This is a genomic window from Stenotrophomonas sp. SMYL89, assembly GCF_036319985.1.
GTDB lineage: Bacteria > Pseudomonadota > Gammaproteobacteria > Xanthomonadales > Xanthomonadaceae > Stenotrophomonas > Stenotrophomonas maltophilia_Q.
This window is the reverse complement of the sequence record NZ_JAWIRW010000001.1, coordinates 170,105-184,784: the sequence shown is the minus strand read 5'-3', so window position 1 is coordinate 184,784 and position 14,680 is coordinate 170,105. Positions and strand designations below refer to the sequence as shown.

General features: G+C 67.6%; 15 protein-coding genes. 7 read left to right on the top strand and 8 right to left on the bottom strand.

Features of this window, described 5'->3' with window-relative positions:
- Position 1: 1 nt before the first annotated feature.
- The 6 genes from V3B41_RS00900 to V3B41_RS00875 all read left to right on the top strand — a co-directional run bounded on the left by V3B41_RS00900 (position 2) and on the right by V3B41_RS00875 (position 6,242).
- A complete protein-coding gene (locus V3B41_RS00900) occupies positions 2–958 on the top strand; it encodes a type II secretion system F family protein (protein WP_049426685.1) in 957 nt (318 codons plus the stop codon).
- 28 nt (positions 959–986) lie between these two features.
- Positions 987–1,922, top strand: a complete 936-nt coding sequence (locus tag V3B41_RS00895) for a type II secretion system F family protein (RefSeq protein ID WP_049426684.1) — start codon at positions 987–989, stop codon at positions 1,920–1,922.
- Positions 1,922–2,812: a Flp pilus assembly protein TadD gene (locus tag V3B41_RS00890; protein ID WP_049426683.1), complete on the top strand. Its 891-nt coding sequence runs from the start codon at positions 1,922–1,924 to the stop codon at positions 2,810–2,812. The genes V3B41_RS00895 and V3B41_RS00890 overlap by 1 nt, the downstream gene beginning before the upstream one ends.
- On the top strand, positions 2,809–3,267 hold the full coding sequence (locus V3B41_RS00885; protein WP_049426682.1) for a DUF3613 domain-containing protein: 459 nt from the start codon (positions 2,809–2,811) through the stop codon (positions 3,265–3,267). The genes V3B41_RS00890 and V3B41_RS00885 overlap by 4 nt, the downstream gene beginning before the upstream one ends.
- Before the next feature lie 8 nt (positions 3,268–3,275).
- Positions 3,276–5,429 (top strand): TadG family pilus assembly protein, encoded by a 2,154-nt coding sequence (locus tag V3B41_RS00880; protein ID WP_100443822.1) that lies wholly within the window; start codon positions 3,276–3,278, stop codon positions 5,427–5,429.
- 99 nt (positions 5,430–5,528) lie between these two features.
- The gene (locus V3B41_RS00875; protein WP_012480553.1) at positions 5,529–6,242 is read left to right on the top strand and encodes a DUF2968 domain-containing protein; all 714 of its coding nucleotides are present in this window, start codon (positions 5,529–5,531) and stop codon (positions 6,240–6,242) included.
- 75 nt (positions 6,243–6,317) lie between these two features.
- On the opposite strand, the gene V3B41_RS00870 is transcribed toward V3B41_RS00875, so the two are convergent.
- Positions 6,318–6,713, bottom strand: coding sequence for a DUF4124 domain-containing protein (locus V3B41_RS00870; RefSeq protein ID WP_049427777.1), 396 nt, complete (start codon positions 6,711–6,713; stop codon positions 6,318–6,320).
- Positions 6,714–6,899: 186 nt separating this feature from the next.
- On the opposite strand from V3B41_RS00870, the gene V3B41_RS00865 reads away from it, so the two are divergent.
- Positions 6,900–7,724, top strand: a complete 825-nt coding sequence (locus V3B41_RS00865) for an alpha/beta hydrolase (RefSeq protein WP_049427779.1) — start codon at positions 6,900–6,902, stop codon at positions 7,722–7,724.
- Between the two features lie 123 nt (positions 7,725–7,847).
- Here the strand turns inward: V3B41_RS00865 and V3B41_RS00860 are convergent, their stop codons facing one another.
- The 7 genes from V3B41_RS00860 to V3B41_RS00830 all read right to left on the bottom strand — a co-directional run bounded on the left by V3B41_RS00860 (position 7,848) and on the right by V3B41_RS00830 (position 14,627).
- The gene (locus tag V3B41_RS00860) at positions 7,848–9,497 is read right to left on the bottom strand and encodes an MFS transporter (RefSeq protein ID WP_049427780.1); all 1,650 of its coding nucleotides are present in this window, start codon (positions 9,495–9,497) and stop codon (positions 7,848–7,850) included.
- Positions 9,491–10,774 (bottom strand): alginate export family protein, encoded by a 1,284-nt coding sequence (locus V3B41_RS00855; RefSeq protein WP_049427782.1) that lies wholly within the window; start codon positions 10,772–10,774, stop codon positions 9,491–9,493. The genes V3B41_RS00860 and V3B41_RS00855 overlap by 7 nt, the downstream gene beginning before the upstream one ends.
- Positions 10,753–12,600 carry an amidohydrolase gene (locus V3B41_RS00850; protein WP_180849041.1) on the bottom strand — a complete coding sequence of 616 codons (1,848 nt, stop codon included), beginning with the start codon at positions 12,598–12,600 and terminating at the stop codon, positions 10,753–10,755. The genes V3B41_RS00855 and V3B41_RS00850 overlap by 22 nt, the downstream gene beginning before the upstream one ends.
- Before the next feature lie 119 nt (positions 12,601–12,719).
- The gene (locus V3B41_RS00845; protein ID WP_049427785.1) at positions 12,720–13,145 is read right to left on the bottom strand and encodes a DoxX family protein; all 426 of its coding nucleotides are present in this window, start codon (positions 13,143–13,145) and stop codon (positions 12,720–12,722) included.
- 2 nt (positions 13,146–13,147) lie between these two features.
- Positions 13,148–13,804, bottom strand: a complete 657-nt coding sequence (locus tag V3B41_RS00840) for a hydrolase (RefSeq protein ID WP_049427787.1) — start codon at positions 13,802–13,804, stop codon at positions 13,148–13,150.
- Entirely contained in the window at positions 13,801–14,244 is a 444-nt protein-coding gene (locus V3B41_RS00835; RefSeq protein ID WP_053091927.1) for an AraC family transcriptional regulator, read from the bottom strand. The genes V3B41_RS00840 and V3B41_RS00835 overlap by 4 nt, the downstream gene beginning before the upstream one ends.
- A gap of 50 nt (positions 14,245–14,294) precedes the next feature.
- Positions 14,295–14,627 (bottom strand): hypothetical protein, encoded by a 333-nt coding sequence (locus tag V3B41_RS00830; RefSeq protein WP_049427791.1) that lies wholly within the window; start codon positions 14,625–14,627, stop codon positions 14,295–14,297.
- Positions 14,628–14,680 lie beyond the last annotated feature (53 nt).

Genomic DNA, 14,680 nt, shown 5'->3' with positions numbered 1-14,680 from the left:
CATGGGCACGGGCCTGCTGCTGGGTGTACTGAGCATCATCTCGGTGCTGCTGGCGCTTGCGGTGTGGCTGTGGGGCACCGCCAGCAACCGCGAACAGCGCCAGGCCTCGCTGCAGCACGCCGAGCAGCAGCTGGCTCGCGGAGGTGCCAGTGGCGGAGCACCGGCCGGGGCATCGGTGGCCGCCGCCAACGACCCGGCGCGACCTGCAAGTGCCGGGCGCCGGGTGCTGCCGCTGGATGGCCTGCTGCAACGTGCGGGCCTGCAGACGGGCTGGAAGCTGCCCCTCATGCTGCTGGTGCCGGGGCTGGTGCTCTCGGTCGTGGCGATGCTGAGGCTCGGCACGGCGTGGATGTTCCCCCTGACCCTGCTGCTGTACCTGTTGGGCTGCTGGCTGTGGGTCATGCGCCGCACCACGAAACTGCGTGCACAGCTGCTGCACCAGCTGCCCGACTTCCTCGACAACCTGGTGCGGTTGACCGCACTCGGCAACAGCCTGCAGGCGGCGTTCCAGGTGGCGTCGATGCAGACCAGCGCGCCGCTGCGCGGACTGCTGGACACCACCGTGCGCTACGCACGCAGCGGCATGGACCTGGACCGTGCCTTGAGCCTGGCGGCGCAACCCTACCGGATGGACGTGCTCAAGGTACTGTCCGTGGTGATCGGCGTCAGCGTGCGCATCGGCGGGCGCTCCGATCAGATCCTGCAGCGCATGGGCGATTTCATGCGCGACCTGGAGCAGGCCCAGCAGGAGCTGGCCGCGACCACGTCGGAAACGCGCATGTCGGCCTGGGTGCTCGGCCTGCTGCCACCGGCCAGCGCGGTGCTGATGGCGATTTCCAGCCCTGAGTTCTTCCAGCCGGTGCTGCACGATCCGCTGGGTCACAAGATCCTGCTGATCGCGCTCGGGCTGGAGCTGTTTGGCGCCTTCCTGCTCTATCGCCTGGCCAAGTCGCTATGACCACCGGAATCCACCACGGAGGTGCCCGATGAGCGCAAGCACCTGGTTTGCCCTGTCCCTGCTGGTGCTGGCCGCCGGTGTTGCCCTGCTGGGCATCGCCGGATGGATACGCAGCCACCGCGAACAGCGCACCTCGGCCACCTTGAAGACCGCGCTGCAACCGCGGGATGAAGCACGCGACCCGGAGGCCGCGCGCCGTGATTCGCTGGGTTGGCTGGAACGCTTCGGGCGCGCGCTCAGTGGCGGCCGCCTGGAATCCGCGCTGCTGGCCAATGAAGACCGGCTGCTGCTGGACCTGGCAGGCTGGAACACACGACGTGGCACCGCCATCTATCTTGGCGTGCGACTGCTGCTGGGCGTACTGGTGCTGGCGCTGGCCCTGGCGTTCAGCAGTGCCCAGGGGCTGGCCAGGATGATGGTCGTGATCGGTGCGCTCGCGGCAGGCCTGCTGCTGCCGAAGTTCATCCTCTCTTCGTGGGTGAAGCGCCGCCGGCGCGCGGTCGACAACGAGCTGCCCCTGCTGATCGACCTGCTGCGCCTGCTGCAAGGCGTGGGCTTCAGCATGGACCAGAGCCTGCAGACGCTGGGCGACAAGCTGCGCGATGCGTTGCCGGTGCTCGGCGGCGAGCTGCAGGAGGCCAACGTCGCCTACACCCATGGCCGTACCCGCGCGCAGTCCCTGCGTCGCCTGAGTGAGGTCTATGCGGATGACGACCTGACCAGCCTGATGCAGTTGATCCTGCAGGTGCACGCACATGGCGGCGCGGTGCAGGAACCGCTGCGGCAGTTCAGCATCCGGTTGCGGGAACAGCGCCGCAACACCCTGAAGGAAAAGGTCGGCAAGCTCTCGGTGAAGATGACCGTGGTGATGATGCTGACCCTGCTGCCAGCGCTGATGCTGGTTCTTGCCGGACCGGCGCTGGTCGCGCTGGCCACCACCATGTCCAAGATGGGATCGCCCTGATGCCTGCCCTGCGCACCTCCTGCCTGTTGCTTGCCCTCGCCGCCGTCGCCAGTGGTTGTGCGTCGACCACGCCGAAGTACCTGCGCGCCCCCAGCCTGGCTGCGCCCGAACCGGCACCGCAGGACAGCCGCAATGCCTACCTGGAACTGATCGGGCGCATGCAGCAGCAGGGTGCCTGGTATGCCTCGCTGGCCCACGTCGATGCCTTCCGCCAGCGCTACGGCGATCCGCCGGCGCTGCGCCTGCTGCAGGCCGACGCCCTGCGCGAGACCGGCCAGGCCGACGCTGCCATCGCCCTGTACCGGGAACTTTCCAGCAGTCCGCAGGCCGCAGCGGCCGCGCACGGGTTGGGCCTGATCGCTGCCCGCCGTGACGACGACAGCGGCAGTGAAGAGGCGCTGGCCCGGGCGACGCAGCTGCAGCCCTTGAACACCGACTACCTGGGCGATCTTGGCTACGCGCGCCTGCGTGCGGGCCGCTTCGAGCAGGCGCGCGAGCCACTTGCCAAGGCACTGGAACTGTCGCCGGGCAATGCCAAGGCCACCGCCAATCTTGCCTTGTGGGCCGTACTGCGCGGGGATGCCGCCACCGCCGAGCGCCTGGTCCAGCAGGCCAACCTCAACCAGGACACCCAGCACAGCATCCAGCAGCAGGCCGCGCAGATCCGCACGCGGCTGCAGCAGCGCCAGGCCGCCGCAGAACGGGTTGTGCCGGCGCCCCCGCCCAGCCGCGTCATCGCCGGTACCACTACCCGTGCGCCGCAAAGCACCACTCGCCTGGCCGCCGAACCACGTCGCGACATCCGTGATGCGCGCGACCCACAACGCCTGCCGCCCTCGATGCTGGAACGTTTCAGCACCTCCGATCAGCCGAACGGGAACACTCCATGAGCGCGATGCCCCTGACCCGACGCCTGTTGCCTGCACTGGCCTGCCTGCTGATGGCCGGCGGCGCGCAGGCGCAGCAGCAACCCCTGACCGGGCAGATGCTCGGCGGCAGCGCACCAGTGGCAGCGGCCCCGCAGCCGCTGCAGTCCGAGGCATTGGCCACGGTGGACCTTGCAGCCCCTGCTCCGTCGGCATCACCGGCCGCCGCCCCGGCGATCATTGCCACCGACCACGTCGCATCCGCGCCCCGCCCTGCACGCACGCAGATCGGCGATACCGCGCGCGACCTGTTCCGCCTGCAGGCATCAGGGCAGCAGGCGGGGCAACGCCTGCCGATCCTCGGCGACCAGGCCACGCTGAGCTACGCCCGCTACTTGAAGAGCTTCGAACACGAGATCCCGGACTTCTTCGAAACCGATGTCGCCAAGTCCAAGGGAACATCCTCATCCGGACGCTGAGACAGGCCATGAAACGCCCACGCCAGTTCAGTTTCAGCCGCCCGCGCGGCGGCATGTCGATCACCATGATGCTGGTCATGCTGGCATTGCTGGCGATGTTGGGCCTGATCGAGATCGGCTATCTGTTCTGGGCCAAGCGCGACGCGCAGAAGGTCGCAGACCTCGCCGCACTGGCCGGTGCACAGCGGCTGGAGCTGTGCACGCCTGACAACAGCGACAACAGCGCAGCGCGGCAGAGCGCGGTCACCCAGAACAGGTTTGCAGGCACCCTGCAGATCCGCTGCGGCAACTGGAGCGCCGCACGCAGCACGTCGAACCGCTTCGTCACCACCGTCGATGCCAGCAACCCACGCAATGCCGTGCAGGTGGTCGCGCAGCGCAGCGTGGTGCCGTTCTTCGGCCAGAACACCCGCCTGCCCACCGTCAGCGTGGAGGCGGTGGCCCGACGTTCCGAACCGACCGCGGTGTTCGCGGTCGGTTCGCAGCTGCTTCGCACCAATGGCGACTCGGTACTGCTTTCGACCCTGCGCCTGGTCGGCCTGGATGTCACCAATGCCACCGTGCTCTCCTATGACGGCCTGGCCCAGGCCAACATCACCCCGTCGGGCCTGCTGAAGGCGTTGAACATCCCGGTCAGCGCCAACCTCAGCGTGGCCGACTTCAACCGGTTGCTGTCGGTCAACAAGATCTCGCTGGCACAGCTGGTCGATGCCACCGCCACCGTGGTCGGCCGCGATACCACCGTGGGCGTACAGCTGCGCGCGCTGTCCGATCTGGTTGCCACCCAGCTGGACATCAACAAGCTCAACATCGTGCTGGGCAGCCAGTCCGGCGGCGGTGGCCTGTTCGCCGAAGTCGTCTCGCCGGATGGCACCGTCGGCAGCGCGCTGGAAACGAAGGTCAACGTACTCAACCTGATCAGCACCGCCATCTCCATCGCCAATGACGGCAACGGGGTGGCGGTCAAGGGATTGGACCTGCTGGGCATCAACATCCAGGCCGGCGTGGTCGAGCCGCCCTCGATCGCCATCGGTGGTGTTGGTACCCGCGCGTACAACGCGCAGGTGCGGCTGATGGCGGACGTGGACAGCAACAACCTGTTCGCGGTGGGCCCGCTGCTGAACCTGCTCGGCACGCGACTGCACCTGCCACTGCATGTCGATGTGGCCAATGCGATGGGCACGCTGACTGGCATCCAATGCGGCGCCAGCCCGCAGAAGGCCACCATCCAGGTCGATTCGTCGGTGCTGCGCGCCTGTGTCGGCAATGTCGATCCGGCGCAGCGCTTTTCCAGGAGCAATGTCTGCGACGCCACCCTGAAGAACGAGCAGCTGCTGAAACTGCTCGGGCAACCCCTGATCAATGACAAGATCACCCTGCCCGCCCTGACCAGCTCGCAGAGCCTGACCCTGGCTGCGGGCGAAACCGCCTCGACCCGGATCAATCCACTGGCAGTGGGCAACGCGGTGTCAGACCTGGTCAATGAACTGCTGCGCGTGCTGTCTGGCATGCTCAGCTCGCCCAAGCAGGGCATGAGCGCCAACGACACCGCCAAGGCACTGGCCGACCGCTATCTGCAGGCCACCTTCCCGCCCAACACCCGCTATGAGGTGGACAAGTTGATTCCACTGCTGCGCGATGGCGACGCAAGCCGGCAACTGGCCCCGCTCAACAGCTGGACCGTGCCCGGAGGCCTGCCCTACGCCTGCGGCCTGCTGAACCTGGCCACCTGCCACAAGGACGGTCCGGTCTGGGACGCGTTCAAGGTGACCGTCACCGGCCAGGGACTGGGCGTGCTCGATGGGCTGCTCGGATCGCTGGTGGGCGGCCTGCTGATCAACCGCTGCGACAGCCTGCTCGGCAACCTGATCGACTACAACGGCTGCGTACGCAACAACCTGGCCTCGTACATCCAGACCGCGCCGGCCGGCTTCCTCGATGGCGCCGGGGGAACCGGCGTCACCAATCCGGATGGCAGCGTGAGCTGCAGTGGCCTGCTGTGCACGCTGCTCAAGCCGATCCTGGCCGCCCTGCGGCCGGTGCTCAACAGCGTCGGCACGCTGCTGACCAACCTGCTGGCGAGCGTGCTGGGCCTGGAACTGGGCCGCACCGACGTCAACGTGCAGTCGATCCAGTGCAGCGCGGCGCAGCTGGTCTACTGACCCGTGACGGGCGCCCTTGGCGGCGCCCGCGCCCATGCTAGACTCCCGGCGGGGAACCACCTTCATCTCAACCCACACTCATCCGTGGATGGTCTAGACATGCGAGAAACTTCAGGGGGCGCGGTTTTCGCCCGGCACGCGCGCGGCGCGGCACTGCTGGCCGTGGCCATGATGCTGGTGGCACCGGCGGCGATGGCTGCCCGTGGCGACCGTGAGGCAGCCGCCGAGCCGGCCGCACGCAGCGCGCCGGTGGTGCGCAACACCGTTGACGAGCTCAAGCAGCTGATGGATTCGCGCCAGCTGACCGAGCTGCGCACGACCTACAACGGCAACTACGGCGCCAGCCTGCTGTTCAACGCCAACACTCTGACCTACTACGTCGCCCTGTTCCAGGAGAAGAACTTCTGGCGGGTGATCAAGACCGATGCCGTCGACAACGCCGAGCGGGTCTACCGTACCTTTGCCCAGCAGTCCGAACAGCTGGCCCAGGTCTACATCGATACCACCCGCCTGGAAGCCGGCAAGCGCTACACCGAGCGCCTGGTGGCCTACAACGAGGAACGCCTGCGCACCCTGCAGCAGGAAATGGAACAACAGCAGGCGCAGTCGGCCCAGGTCAGCGCCGCCCTGCAGCAGGCACAGCAGCAGGCGGTCAGCCTCAGCACCGACGTGCAGAGCACCAACAGCCAGCTGGATGCCCTGCAACGCCGCATCCAGATCCTGCAGGCCGAACAGGGCAACCCGGAGCTGAGCCTGCCCAAGCCGGAAAGCGTGCCTTCGCCGGCACCGGCTGCCGCCAGCGACGGCCGCTGAGGCCCCGCCTTCCGCATCCACGCACAACGGCGCCCCAGGGCGCCGTTGTCGTTTTTGGCCTTTCGCGAACCACGCTCAGCGGCAGGCGTCGTACACCGCGTCGTCCAGCTGACGGCGTTGCAGGAAGTGCAGTTGCTTGTTCCTGGCCAACACGTTCCCGCGGTGCTGGCGTGCGCGTTCACAGGCCCTGGGGTCTGTACTGATGGGTATCAGCACGGCATGCGCCCGCCCCGAGCGCACGGTACGCGGTGGCGCCAGCACCGCGCTGCCCGCCCTGGCCGCCTTTGTCACCGGTCCGCGCGACAGCGATTGCTCCTCCGGCACCTCCCAGCGCCATTCCGCACGCCCCTGGCAGGGTGTCTGCTGATAGACCGGATGCGGACCGTCAACGCATTTGTAGACGTTGGTCTGCGCATGAACCGCCGTGGCCAGCAGCAAGCACAACAGCGGGCTGCACCGCACTCTGGACATCGCTCGCTCCTGGACAGGACGGCCATCATCGTCAGCGCGAAAGCGGCCGGGTTCCAGAGCGATACGCGTCACACCCCGGTCAATCCAGCACAGCCGTGCAAGCCCTCCGCCAGGACGTGCGTTGTACTGCCGGTGGTACCGGCATATTGGCCGGCGCCACCCCTCCCTTCCGCCAAGGAAACCGCAATGAGCAACTTCGTCACCGTCGCCGACGGCGCGCGCATCTTCTACAAGGACTGGGGCACCGGCCAGCCGATCGTGTTCGCCCACGGCTGGCCGCTGTCCTCCGATGCCTGGGACCCGCAGATGCTGTTCATGGGCCAGAACGGCTACCGCGTGATCGCCCATGATCGCCGCAGCCACGGCCGTTCCAGCCAGACCTGGGATGGCAACAACATGGACACCTACGCCGACGATCTGGCGGCGGTGATCGAGGCGCTGGACCTGAAGGATGCGATCCTGGTCGGCCACTCCACCGGTGGTGGCGAAGTGGCCCACTACATCGGTCGCCACGGCAGCAAGCGCGTGGCCAAGGTGGTGCTGGTCGGCGCCGTACCGCCGCTGATGCTCAAGACGGCCGGCAATCCGGCGGGCACCCCGCTGGAAGTTTTCGACGGCATCCGCAAGGGCACCGGCGGCGACCGCTCGCAGTTCTTCAAGGACCTGACCACGCCGTTCTTCGGTGCCAACCGCGATGGCAACAGCGTCACCCAAGGCATGCGTGATTCGTTCTGGCTGCAGGGCATGCTCGGCGGCGTCAAGGGTCAGTACGACTGCGTGCACGAGTTCTCGGAAGTGGATTACACCGAGGACCTGAAGAAGATCGATGTGCCGGCACTGGTCGTGCACGGTGATGACGACCAGATCGTGCCGTTCGATGCCTCGGCCAAACTGTCCTCGCAGATCATCAAGGACGCCGAGTTGAAGGTGTACCCCGGTGCGCCGCACGGCCTGACCGTTACCCACGCCGACCAGTTCAACGCCGACCTGCTGGCGTTCGCACGCAGCTGATGTGCCGCGGCGGCGCCCCAACGGCGCCGCCGCTCCTTCGGTAGTGCCGGCCGCTGGTCGGCAACCCGATCAATCCATCGCAATCTGCACAGCCGGCCAGCGGCCGACTCTACCAAGGGCAGTTCAGATATCGCTGTGGTGGTGCGGGACCCCAGTCCTGGGCAGCGGATCGTGACCGCCCACGAAGTGACGCACCACCGGTGCGCGTTCACCGCGATGCAGCCCACGCAGCACTTCCTGGATCGCCTTGTCGTCGGCGGTGATGCGTTCGTGCTGGCGCAGGTGCTCCAGCCACGACGGGGTCACGAAATACTCCAGGTGGATGCCCGGACTGGCCACATCCTCGACCACGCCCCAGACCACCGCGCCATCGCGGCGGCGGATCGTTCCCAGCGCGCGCATCTGCGCCTGGAACGCGGCACGATCTGCATCGTCGATGCGGTACTCGATGGTGACCAGCACCGGACCTCGATCGTTTGACACCGGCACCGACAGTTCCGGTGCCGGCCAGTGCCCGGCTGGACGCAGGTTCAGGTCTTCGGTACCGGCGATGCGCACGCGCCACACCAACAATCCGCCGATCACCGCGCCTGCGGCAGCCACCAGCAGCGCCAGCTCCGGCGAGGTGCGCTGAGCCAGCGCGCCCCAGCTCAGGCCACCGGCCGCCATGCCGGCGGAGAACACCATGATGTACAGCGCCAATGCACGCGCGCGTACCCACGCGGGTACCGCGGTCTGGGCGGCAATCTGCAGCGACGACAGCACGGTGATCCAGGCAAAACCGTTGATCAGCATCACCAATGGCAGCACGTACCAGCTGCGGGTCAGCGCCAGCCCGACCAGGCTCAGCGCAAGTGAGAGCGTGGCCAGCAGCACCAGCAGGTCACGATCCATCTGCGCGCGCAGCTTCGGCAGCAGCAAGGCACCGCCCACTGCACCCATGCCGATGCAGCCCAGCAGCATGCCGTACTGCCCCGCCCCACCCTGCATCTGCCCGCGTACCACCACCGGCAGCAGTGCATTCATCGCAGCAGCAAAGAAGAAGAACCCGACCGACTTGATCAGCACCGCCTGCAACCGCCCAGCGCGGCTGGCATAGCGCAGGCCCGCCTTGAGGCCGGCGCCGAAACCTTCCGGCGGCAGGCTGGACTGCTTCGGATCACGCTTCCAGCCCCACACCACGAACAGCATCGCAGCGAAGGTGATCGCGTTGAATCCGAACGCCCACACCGCACCTAGCTGGGCGACGATCACGCCACCGATGGCCGGGCCGATCGAGCGCGCGATGTTGATGCCGATCGAGTTCAATGCCACCGCCGAGGCAAGCATCGGCTGCGGCACCAGTTCGGACACGATCGCCGCCTGCGCCGGCATCGCCATCGCCGCACCGCAGCCCATGCAGAAGGTCAGCAGCACCAGCAGTTGCGGAGTCAGCATGTCCATCGCCGTCAGCGCGGCCATCACTGCCGCCACCAGCAGCATCCAGCCCTGGGTCGCCAACAGGTACCTGCGGCGATCGACGATGTCCGCCAGCGTTCCGGCCGCCAGCGCCAACAGCACGATCGGCACGGTGGTGGCCGACTGCACCAGCGCCACCATCAACGGCGAGCCGGTACGTTCGGCCATCACCCAGGCGGCGGCCACGTCATTGACCCAGGTGCCGATGTTGCTGGCCAGGATGGCCAGCCAGATCGAACGGAACATCCGGATCTTCAGCGGGGACCAGGCACCTGCGGCCTGTGCGGGGGGGTGCGAAGCGGTTGCGTTCACCATTGCCATGCTCCAACGATCGAGGCGAACAGCGTGTCCTGGCCACCGGCCTGCGTCAGTGCAGGTCCGGCGTCGACCCAGGCCAGCTGCAGCTGCCATTGCCAGTGTTCGCTGGCCTGCCAGCGGGTTTCGGATTTGTACTGGGTGCCGATTCGGCGCCCACCACCGGCACTGCCCGGCAATGCCACCAGTGGTGCCGGCGTGGTGTAGACCGCATCTGCGCGACGATGCTTCCAGGCCATCTGTACGCCCAGCTCCGTCGTCACCGCGTCGTGCAGGCGCAGTGCCAGCGTAGGCTGCACGTCCATCAGGTTGGCGGGCGCCAACAGGCTGGCTTCGCTGAAGTAGGCCGATTTCGGGAACAACGCGTTGAAGGTACCCAATCGTCCATCGTGCAGGTTGCCATCGCCGCTGGCGATGTCGGCCTTCAGCCCCAGGCGCGGTTGCAGCGGCACATCGCTCCAGCGCCAGCCGGTATCGGTCGCCAGCGTCCAGGCGCGGATGTCGAGATTGCCGGCAGCGGTACGCAGTTCACCGCCCTGCACCACCAGCTCGCTGTTCCAGTCCAGCGAACCGGCCTGCCCGAACCAGCGCATGCCGAGTGTCTGCCGCCGCTCGTTGCCGGAGCCAGCGGCAAACCGCGCACCGTCGCGACGGTAATCCAGCAGGTACAGGTCCCATTGCCCAGGCCAGCGGCCGCGCGCTGTGGTGGCATACGCCCCCCACAGATGCGCCCCGGACTCACCGCGATCATCGAACGCCCCCGGCCGGTTCTCCACCGGTCGCAGGGCCATCAGGTCAAGCGTGCCGAACTGCCCCTTCCATCCTGCCCGTGCGCCATCGAAGGCCAACCGGATGTTCGGGCCATCGCGAACCGACAACAACCGTGAGCTTCCATAGCCGGCTTCCTGCCGCCCCAGCTGCATGTGGAAACCTCCACGTTGCCAACGCCAGTACGCCTGCTGCACGTCCAGCGCACTGCGGTCGGTGCGGCCAGGGCCACCGGCCCTGCCATTTTCGCCGTGGACACCCAGCTGCACTTTCACCTGCCAGTCATCGCGGGCATAGGTGGCCGACGCCAACGCACGCAGCAGGCCATAGCCATCCTCGCTGCCGCCGATGCCGAACCGGGTCGGGTCGTAGTACAGACCGCGCACGCGCAGCGACGCGTCCCATTGCAGCTGGCCGTCGCCTGCTTCGGTGCAACGGCCACCTTCGCAGGCCAGCGCCAGTGTCGGCACAACCAGCAGCGCCAGGCTCAGAACGCGAAGCACGAGCATCCCATCGCGCCCCAGAACGCGGTCAGATCGTCGGTGGGTGCCGCGTGCTGCGCGGCATGCCCGTGCGCGCCGTGGGTGCTGCAGGCCACGCCGTGATGGTGGCGATGTGCAGCTGCCAAGCCGGTGGCGGCGCCCCCGACATGGTAGCCACCGAACCTGTTGACCGGCGACCAGCTGGGCATCGCCGGCGGCAGCTGCGGCGCCAGGCCTGCGTAGTCGCCGTCGGCATGCACGATGCGGCCACCAACCACGGTCAGCAGGCTGGTGATGTCGGCGATCTGCGCGTCGTCGACGCGGAAGAAGTCGGCCGAGAGCAGGATGAAGTCGGCCAGCTGGCCGGCTTTCAGGGTGCCCTTCACCGCCTCGTCGCCGGAGAACCAGGCACTGCCCTGGGTCCACAGGCGCAGCGCCTGCTCGCGTTCAAGCAGGTTTTCCTCGCCATACAGGGCCAGGCCACCGATGGTGCGCCCGGTCACCAGCCAGGACAGCGCCACCCATGGGTTGTAGCTGGCCACGCGGGTGGCATCGGTGCCCGCACCCACCGGCACGCCCTCGGCCAACATCCGCTTCACCGGCGGCGTGTGCCGCGCGGCCTGCACACCGTAGCGCTCGACGAAGGCTTCGCCCTGGTAGGCCATGCGGTGCTGCACGGCAATGCCGCCACCCAGCGCACGGATGCGTTCGATGTTGCGCGGGGTGATGGTCTCGGCGTGGTCGATGAACCAGTGCAGGCCATCGAACGGCACCTCACGGTTGACCTGTTCGTAGACATCGAGGATGCGGGTGATGCTCTCGTCGTAGGTGGCGTGGATGCGGAACGGCCAGCGCTTCTCCACAAGCAGCTTCACCACGTCATGCAGTTCGGGCTCAAGCTCCGGCGGCAGTTCCGGGCGGGGCTCGTTGAACAGTTCGAAGTCGGCGGCCGAGAACACCAGCATCTCGCCGGCACCGTTGTGGCGCAGCAGGTCATCGCCCTGGCGCGGCTGCAGGATCTCGCTCCAGCCGCGGAAGTCATCCACTTCCTTGCCCTTGTTCTGGGTGAACAGGTTGTAGGCAATGCGCACCGTCAGCTGGTCATCGCGGTGAAGCTGCTCGATGACTTGGTAGTCCTCGGGATAGTTCTGGAAACCGCCGCCGGCGTCGATCACCGAGGTGATGCCGAGACGGTTCAGTTCACGCATGAAGTGGCGCGTTGAGTTGGCCTGGTACTCGATCGGCAGGCGCGGGCCCTTGGCCAGCGTCGCGTACAGGATCAGCGCATTGGGTTTGGCCAGCAGCAGCCCGGTCGGGTTGCCCAGCGAATCACGCACGATCTGCCCGCCCGGCGGATCGGGAGTGTCCTTGTTGTAACCACAGGCGCGCAGCGCGGCGCGGTTGAGCAGCGCGCGGTCGTACAGGTGCAGCAGGAACACCGGCGTATCCGGTGCGATGTCGTTGAGCTCCTGCAGGGTCGGCAGGCGCTTCTCGTTGAATTGCGTGGCAGTGAAGCCACCGACCACGCGCACCCACTGCGGCGCGGGCGTGCGGTCGACCTGGGCCTTCAGCATGTCCAGCGCGTCACCCAGCGAGCGCAGGCCGTCCCAGCGCAGTTCCAGGTTGTAGTTCAGGCCACCGCGGATCAGGTGGGTGTGGCTGTCGTTGAGGCCGGGCAGCAGGCGCCGGCCCTGGGCGTCGATCAAGGTCGCTTCATTGCCCCAGTCGCGCATGATCTCCGCGTCGCTGCCGACGGCGACGATGCGCCCTTCCTGTACGGCCAGCGCCTGCGCGTGCGGCTGCTGACGATCAAGCGTGGTGATGCGGGCATTGCGGATGACCAGCGTGCTCATGCGACGCTCCTTGGAAGTGGAATCGAGTGCGGCACCGGCGCGGCCGGCCAGGCCCAGCGCCACGGCGGCGCCGCTGGCCAACACCACGTTGCGGCGGCCGTGGTCGAGTGGATCGTGACTCATGCGAGATCTCCCGGAAGATGTTGGCCGTCCAGCGCCCAGGCGCCAGGCCCGGCCAGGGCGAGGGCCAGCAGTACTGCCGTCCACATCAACGGGTACTCCGTGCCGCCGCGCATCCAGAACCAGCCCTTGGGCAGGGCCAGCAGTACGGTGAAGCCGATGAAGGCCGCTGCCGCCAGCGCGGCAATGCGGGTCTGCCAGCCAAGCAGCACGGCCAGGCCGGACGCCACCTGTGTCAACGCCAGCAGCAGCGGCAACGGCGCTGCCGATGGCAACCCGAAGCCGCGCAGTTCGGTGCCGAAACCGGACAACCCCGGACCACCGAACCAGCCGAACAGCTTGCCCAGTGCGTGCGGCAGCAGGAAGCCTCCTGCCGCCACGCGCAGCATCAGCAGGGCCAGGTCGAGGCCATGGCCGGCCAGCATGCTCAGTGCCCGCCTTCCTGCGCGCCGAACATGCGCTTGGCGTACTGGATGCCGATGCCGTAGCCACCCGCATGATCGCGCGCGATGCCGGTGGTCAGATCGTAGGTTTCACCGCGTGCCCAGTCGCGCTGCAGCTCCAGCAGGTACTGCACGCTGGTCATCGGCACCGCACCGGCCTGCACCATGCGGGTGATCGCGCGCTCGTGCGCTTCCTCGCTGACGTCGCCGCAGGCATCGGTGATCACATGGACCTCGAAGCCCTGCGCCAGTGCCGACAGGGCCGGGCCCACGATGCAGACACTGGTCCACAGCCCGGCCATCACCAGCCGACGCTTGCCGATGCGGTTGATCTCGTCGATCACCGGCTGGTCTTCCCAGGTGTTCATCGAGGTGCGGTCGAACACACGCTGGCCCGGGAAGATCGCAGGCAGTTCCGGGAACATCGGGCCGGAGAACGAGGCTTCGGCCACCGTGGTCAACAGCACCGGCACGTTGAAGCCCTTGGCGCCCTTGCCGATCAGCGCCACGTTGTTGCGCAGCGCGGAGATGTCGATGGTATGGGTGGCAAAGGCCATCTGCGACTGGAAGTCGATCAGTACCAGCGCATGGTCGGTCGGTGACAGCAGGGAAGGAGCGGGCGTGGCGGTTGCAAGGTTCATGCGTGGACTCCGTTGGAATCAAGGTCTGGGGGAAGCAGGAGGGCGGCATCACCGGCCAGGTACTGGCCGGGACTGCAGCCCGTCTCTGCGCGGAAGCTGCGGACGAAATGACTCTGGTCAAAGAAGCCCAGCTGCTGCGCCAGGCAGGACATCGGCAGATGCTGGGCCGACAACAGCTGGCGCGCACGTTCGATACGGCGGCGGCGTACATAGCGCAGCGGGCTGGCGCCGGTACCGCTGCGGAACAGGCGCACCAGATGGAAGCGACTGACGCAGGCGGCGGCCGCCAGTTCGGTGACCCGCAGCGGCTGTGACAGGTGTTCATCGACATAGCGCAGAGCGCGCTGCAACGCGGCGGCCTGCTGCGGTGCCAGCGACGCGGCGGGGGGGGCAGGTGGAAGGACGGTGGCCATCGAGGACGCCGTGAGGGGGTGGCCCATGGTGCGGCGCGTGCGCGCGATGCCCTACCCCCGTCGGTCGAGGCCAGCACCTACCCGAATGGGGGAGGCCGACGGCCGAGCAGACGGCGCCCGAACAACCGCGCATCCACTGAATAGGCGCCAGGACCAAGCATCAACAGCGCTAACGGCAGCACCACCTGTGGCCACGGAGCCTGCTGCACGAGCATGCCCACGGCCGCTATCGGCACCGCCAGTGGCGTCAATACACCCAGCATGAGCATCGGCACTGCCAGCAGGCACAGCGCCGACCACCCACCCGCATGCGTGCCGGGCATGCACAGTGCCGCAGACAGGCACAACCGCAGCCACAGCAGACCGACGCCCGGGCCACGATCGGGAAACATCACGAACAGGCGCTGCATGGCCGGGCTCCGGGGAACATGTCGGCGTGATAGCCGACCGGGGCGCCGGGCGC

Bases quoted from the DNA above. Each gene is read 5' to 3' on its own strand.
- V3B41_RS00900 (WP_049426685.1), top strand. From the start codon at position 2: ATGGGCACGGGCCTGCTGCTGGGTGTACTGAGCATCATCTCGGTGCTG.
- V3B41_RS00895 (WP_049426684.1), top strand. From the start codon at position 987: ATGAGCGCAAGCACCTGGTTTGCCCTGTCCCTGCTGGTGCTGGCCGCC.
- V3B41_RS00890 (WP_049426683.1), top strand. From the start codon at position 1,922: ATGCCTGCCCTGCGCACCTCCTGCCTGTTGCTTGCCCTCGCCGCCGTC.
- V3B41_RS00885 (WP_049426682.1), top strand. From the start codon at position 2,809: ATGAGCGCGATGCCCCTGACCCGACGCCTGTTGCCTGCACTGGCCTGC.
- V3B41_RS00880 (WP_100443822.1), top strand. From the start codon at position 3,276: ATGAAACGCCCACGCCAGTTCAGTTTCAGCCGCCCGCGCGGCGGCATG.
- V3B41_RS00875 (WP_012480553.1), top strand. From the start codon at position 5,529: ATGCGAGAAACTTCAGGGGGCGCGGTTTTCGCCCGGCACGCGCGCGGC.
- V3B41_RS00870 (WP_049427777.1), bottom strand. From the start codon at position 6,713: ATGTCCAGAGTGCGGTGCAGCCCGCTGTTGTGCTTGCTGCTGGCCACG.
- V3B41_RS00865 (WP_049427779.1), top strand. From the start codon at position 6,900: ATGAGCAACTTCGTCACCGTCGCCGACGGCGCGCGCATCTTCTACAAG.
- V3B41_RS00860 (WP_049427780.1), bottom strand. From the start codon at position 9,497: ATGGTGAACGCAACCGCTTCGCACCCCCCCGCACAGGCCGCAGGTGCC.
- V3B41_RS00855 (WP_049427782.1), bottom strand. From the start codon at position 10,774: ATGCTCGTGCTTCGCGTTCTGAGCCTGGCGCTGCTGGTTGTGCCGACA.
- V3B41_RS00850 (WP_180849041.1), bottom strand. From the start codon at position 12,600: ATGAGCACGCTGGTCATCCGCAATGCCCGCATCACCACGCTTGATCGT.
- V3B41_RS00845 (WP_049427785.1), bottom strand. From the start codon at position 13,145: ATGCTGGCCGGCCATGGCCTCGACCTGGCCCTGCTGATGCTGCGCGTG.
- V3B41_RS00840 (WP_049427787.1), bottom strand. From the start codon at position 13,804: ATGAACCTTGCAACCGCCACGCCCGCTCCTTCCCTGCTGTCACCGACC.
- V3B41_RS00835 (WP_053091927.1), bottom strand. From the start codon at position 14,244: ATGGGCCACCCCCTCACGGCGTCCTCGATGGCCACCGTCCTTCCACCT.
- V3B41_RS00830 (WP_049427791.1), bottom strand. From the start codon at position 14,627: ATGCAGCGCCTGTTCGTGATGTTTCCCGATCGTGGCCCGGGCGTCGGT.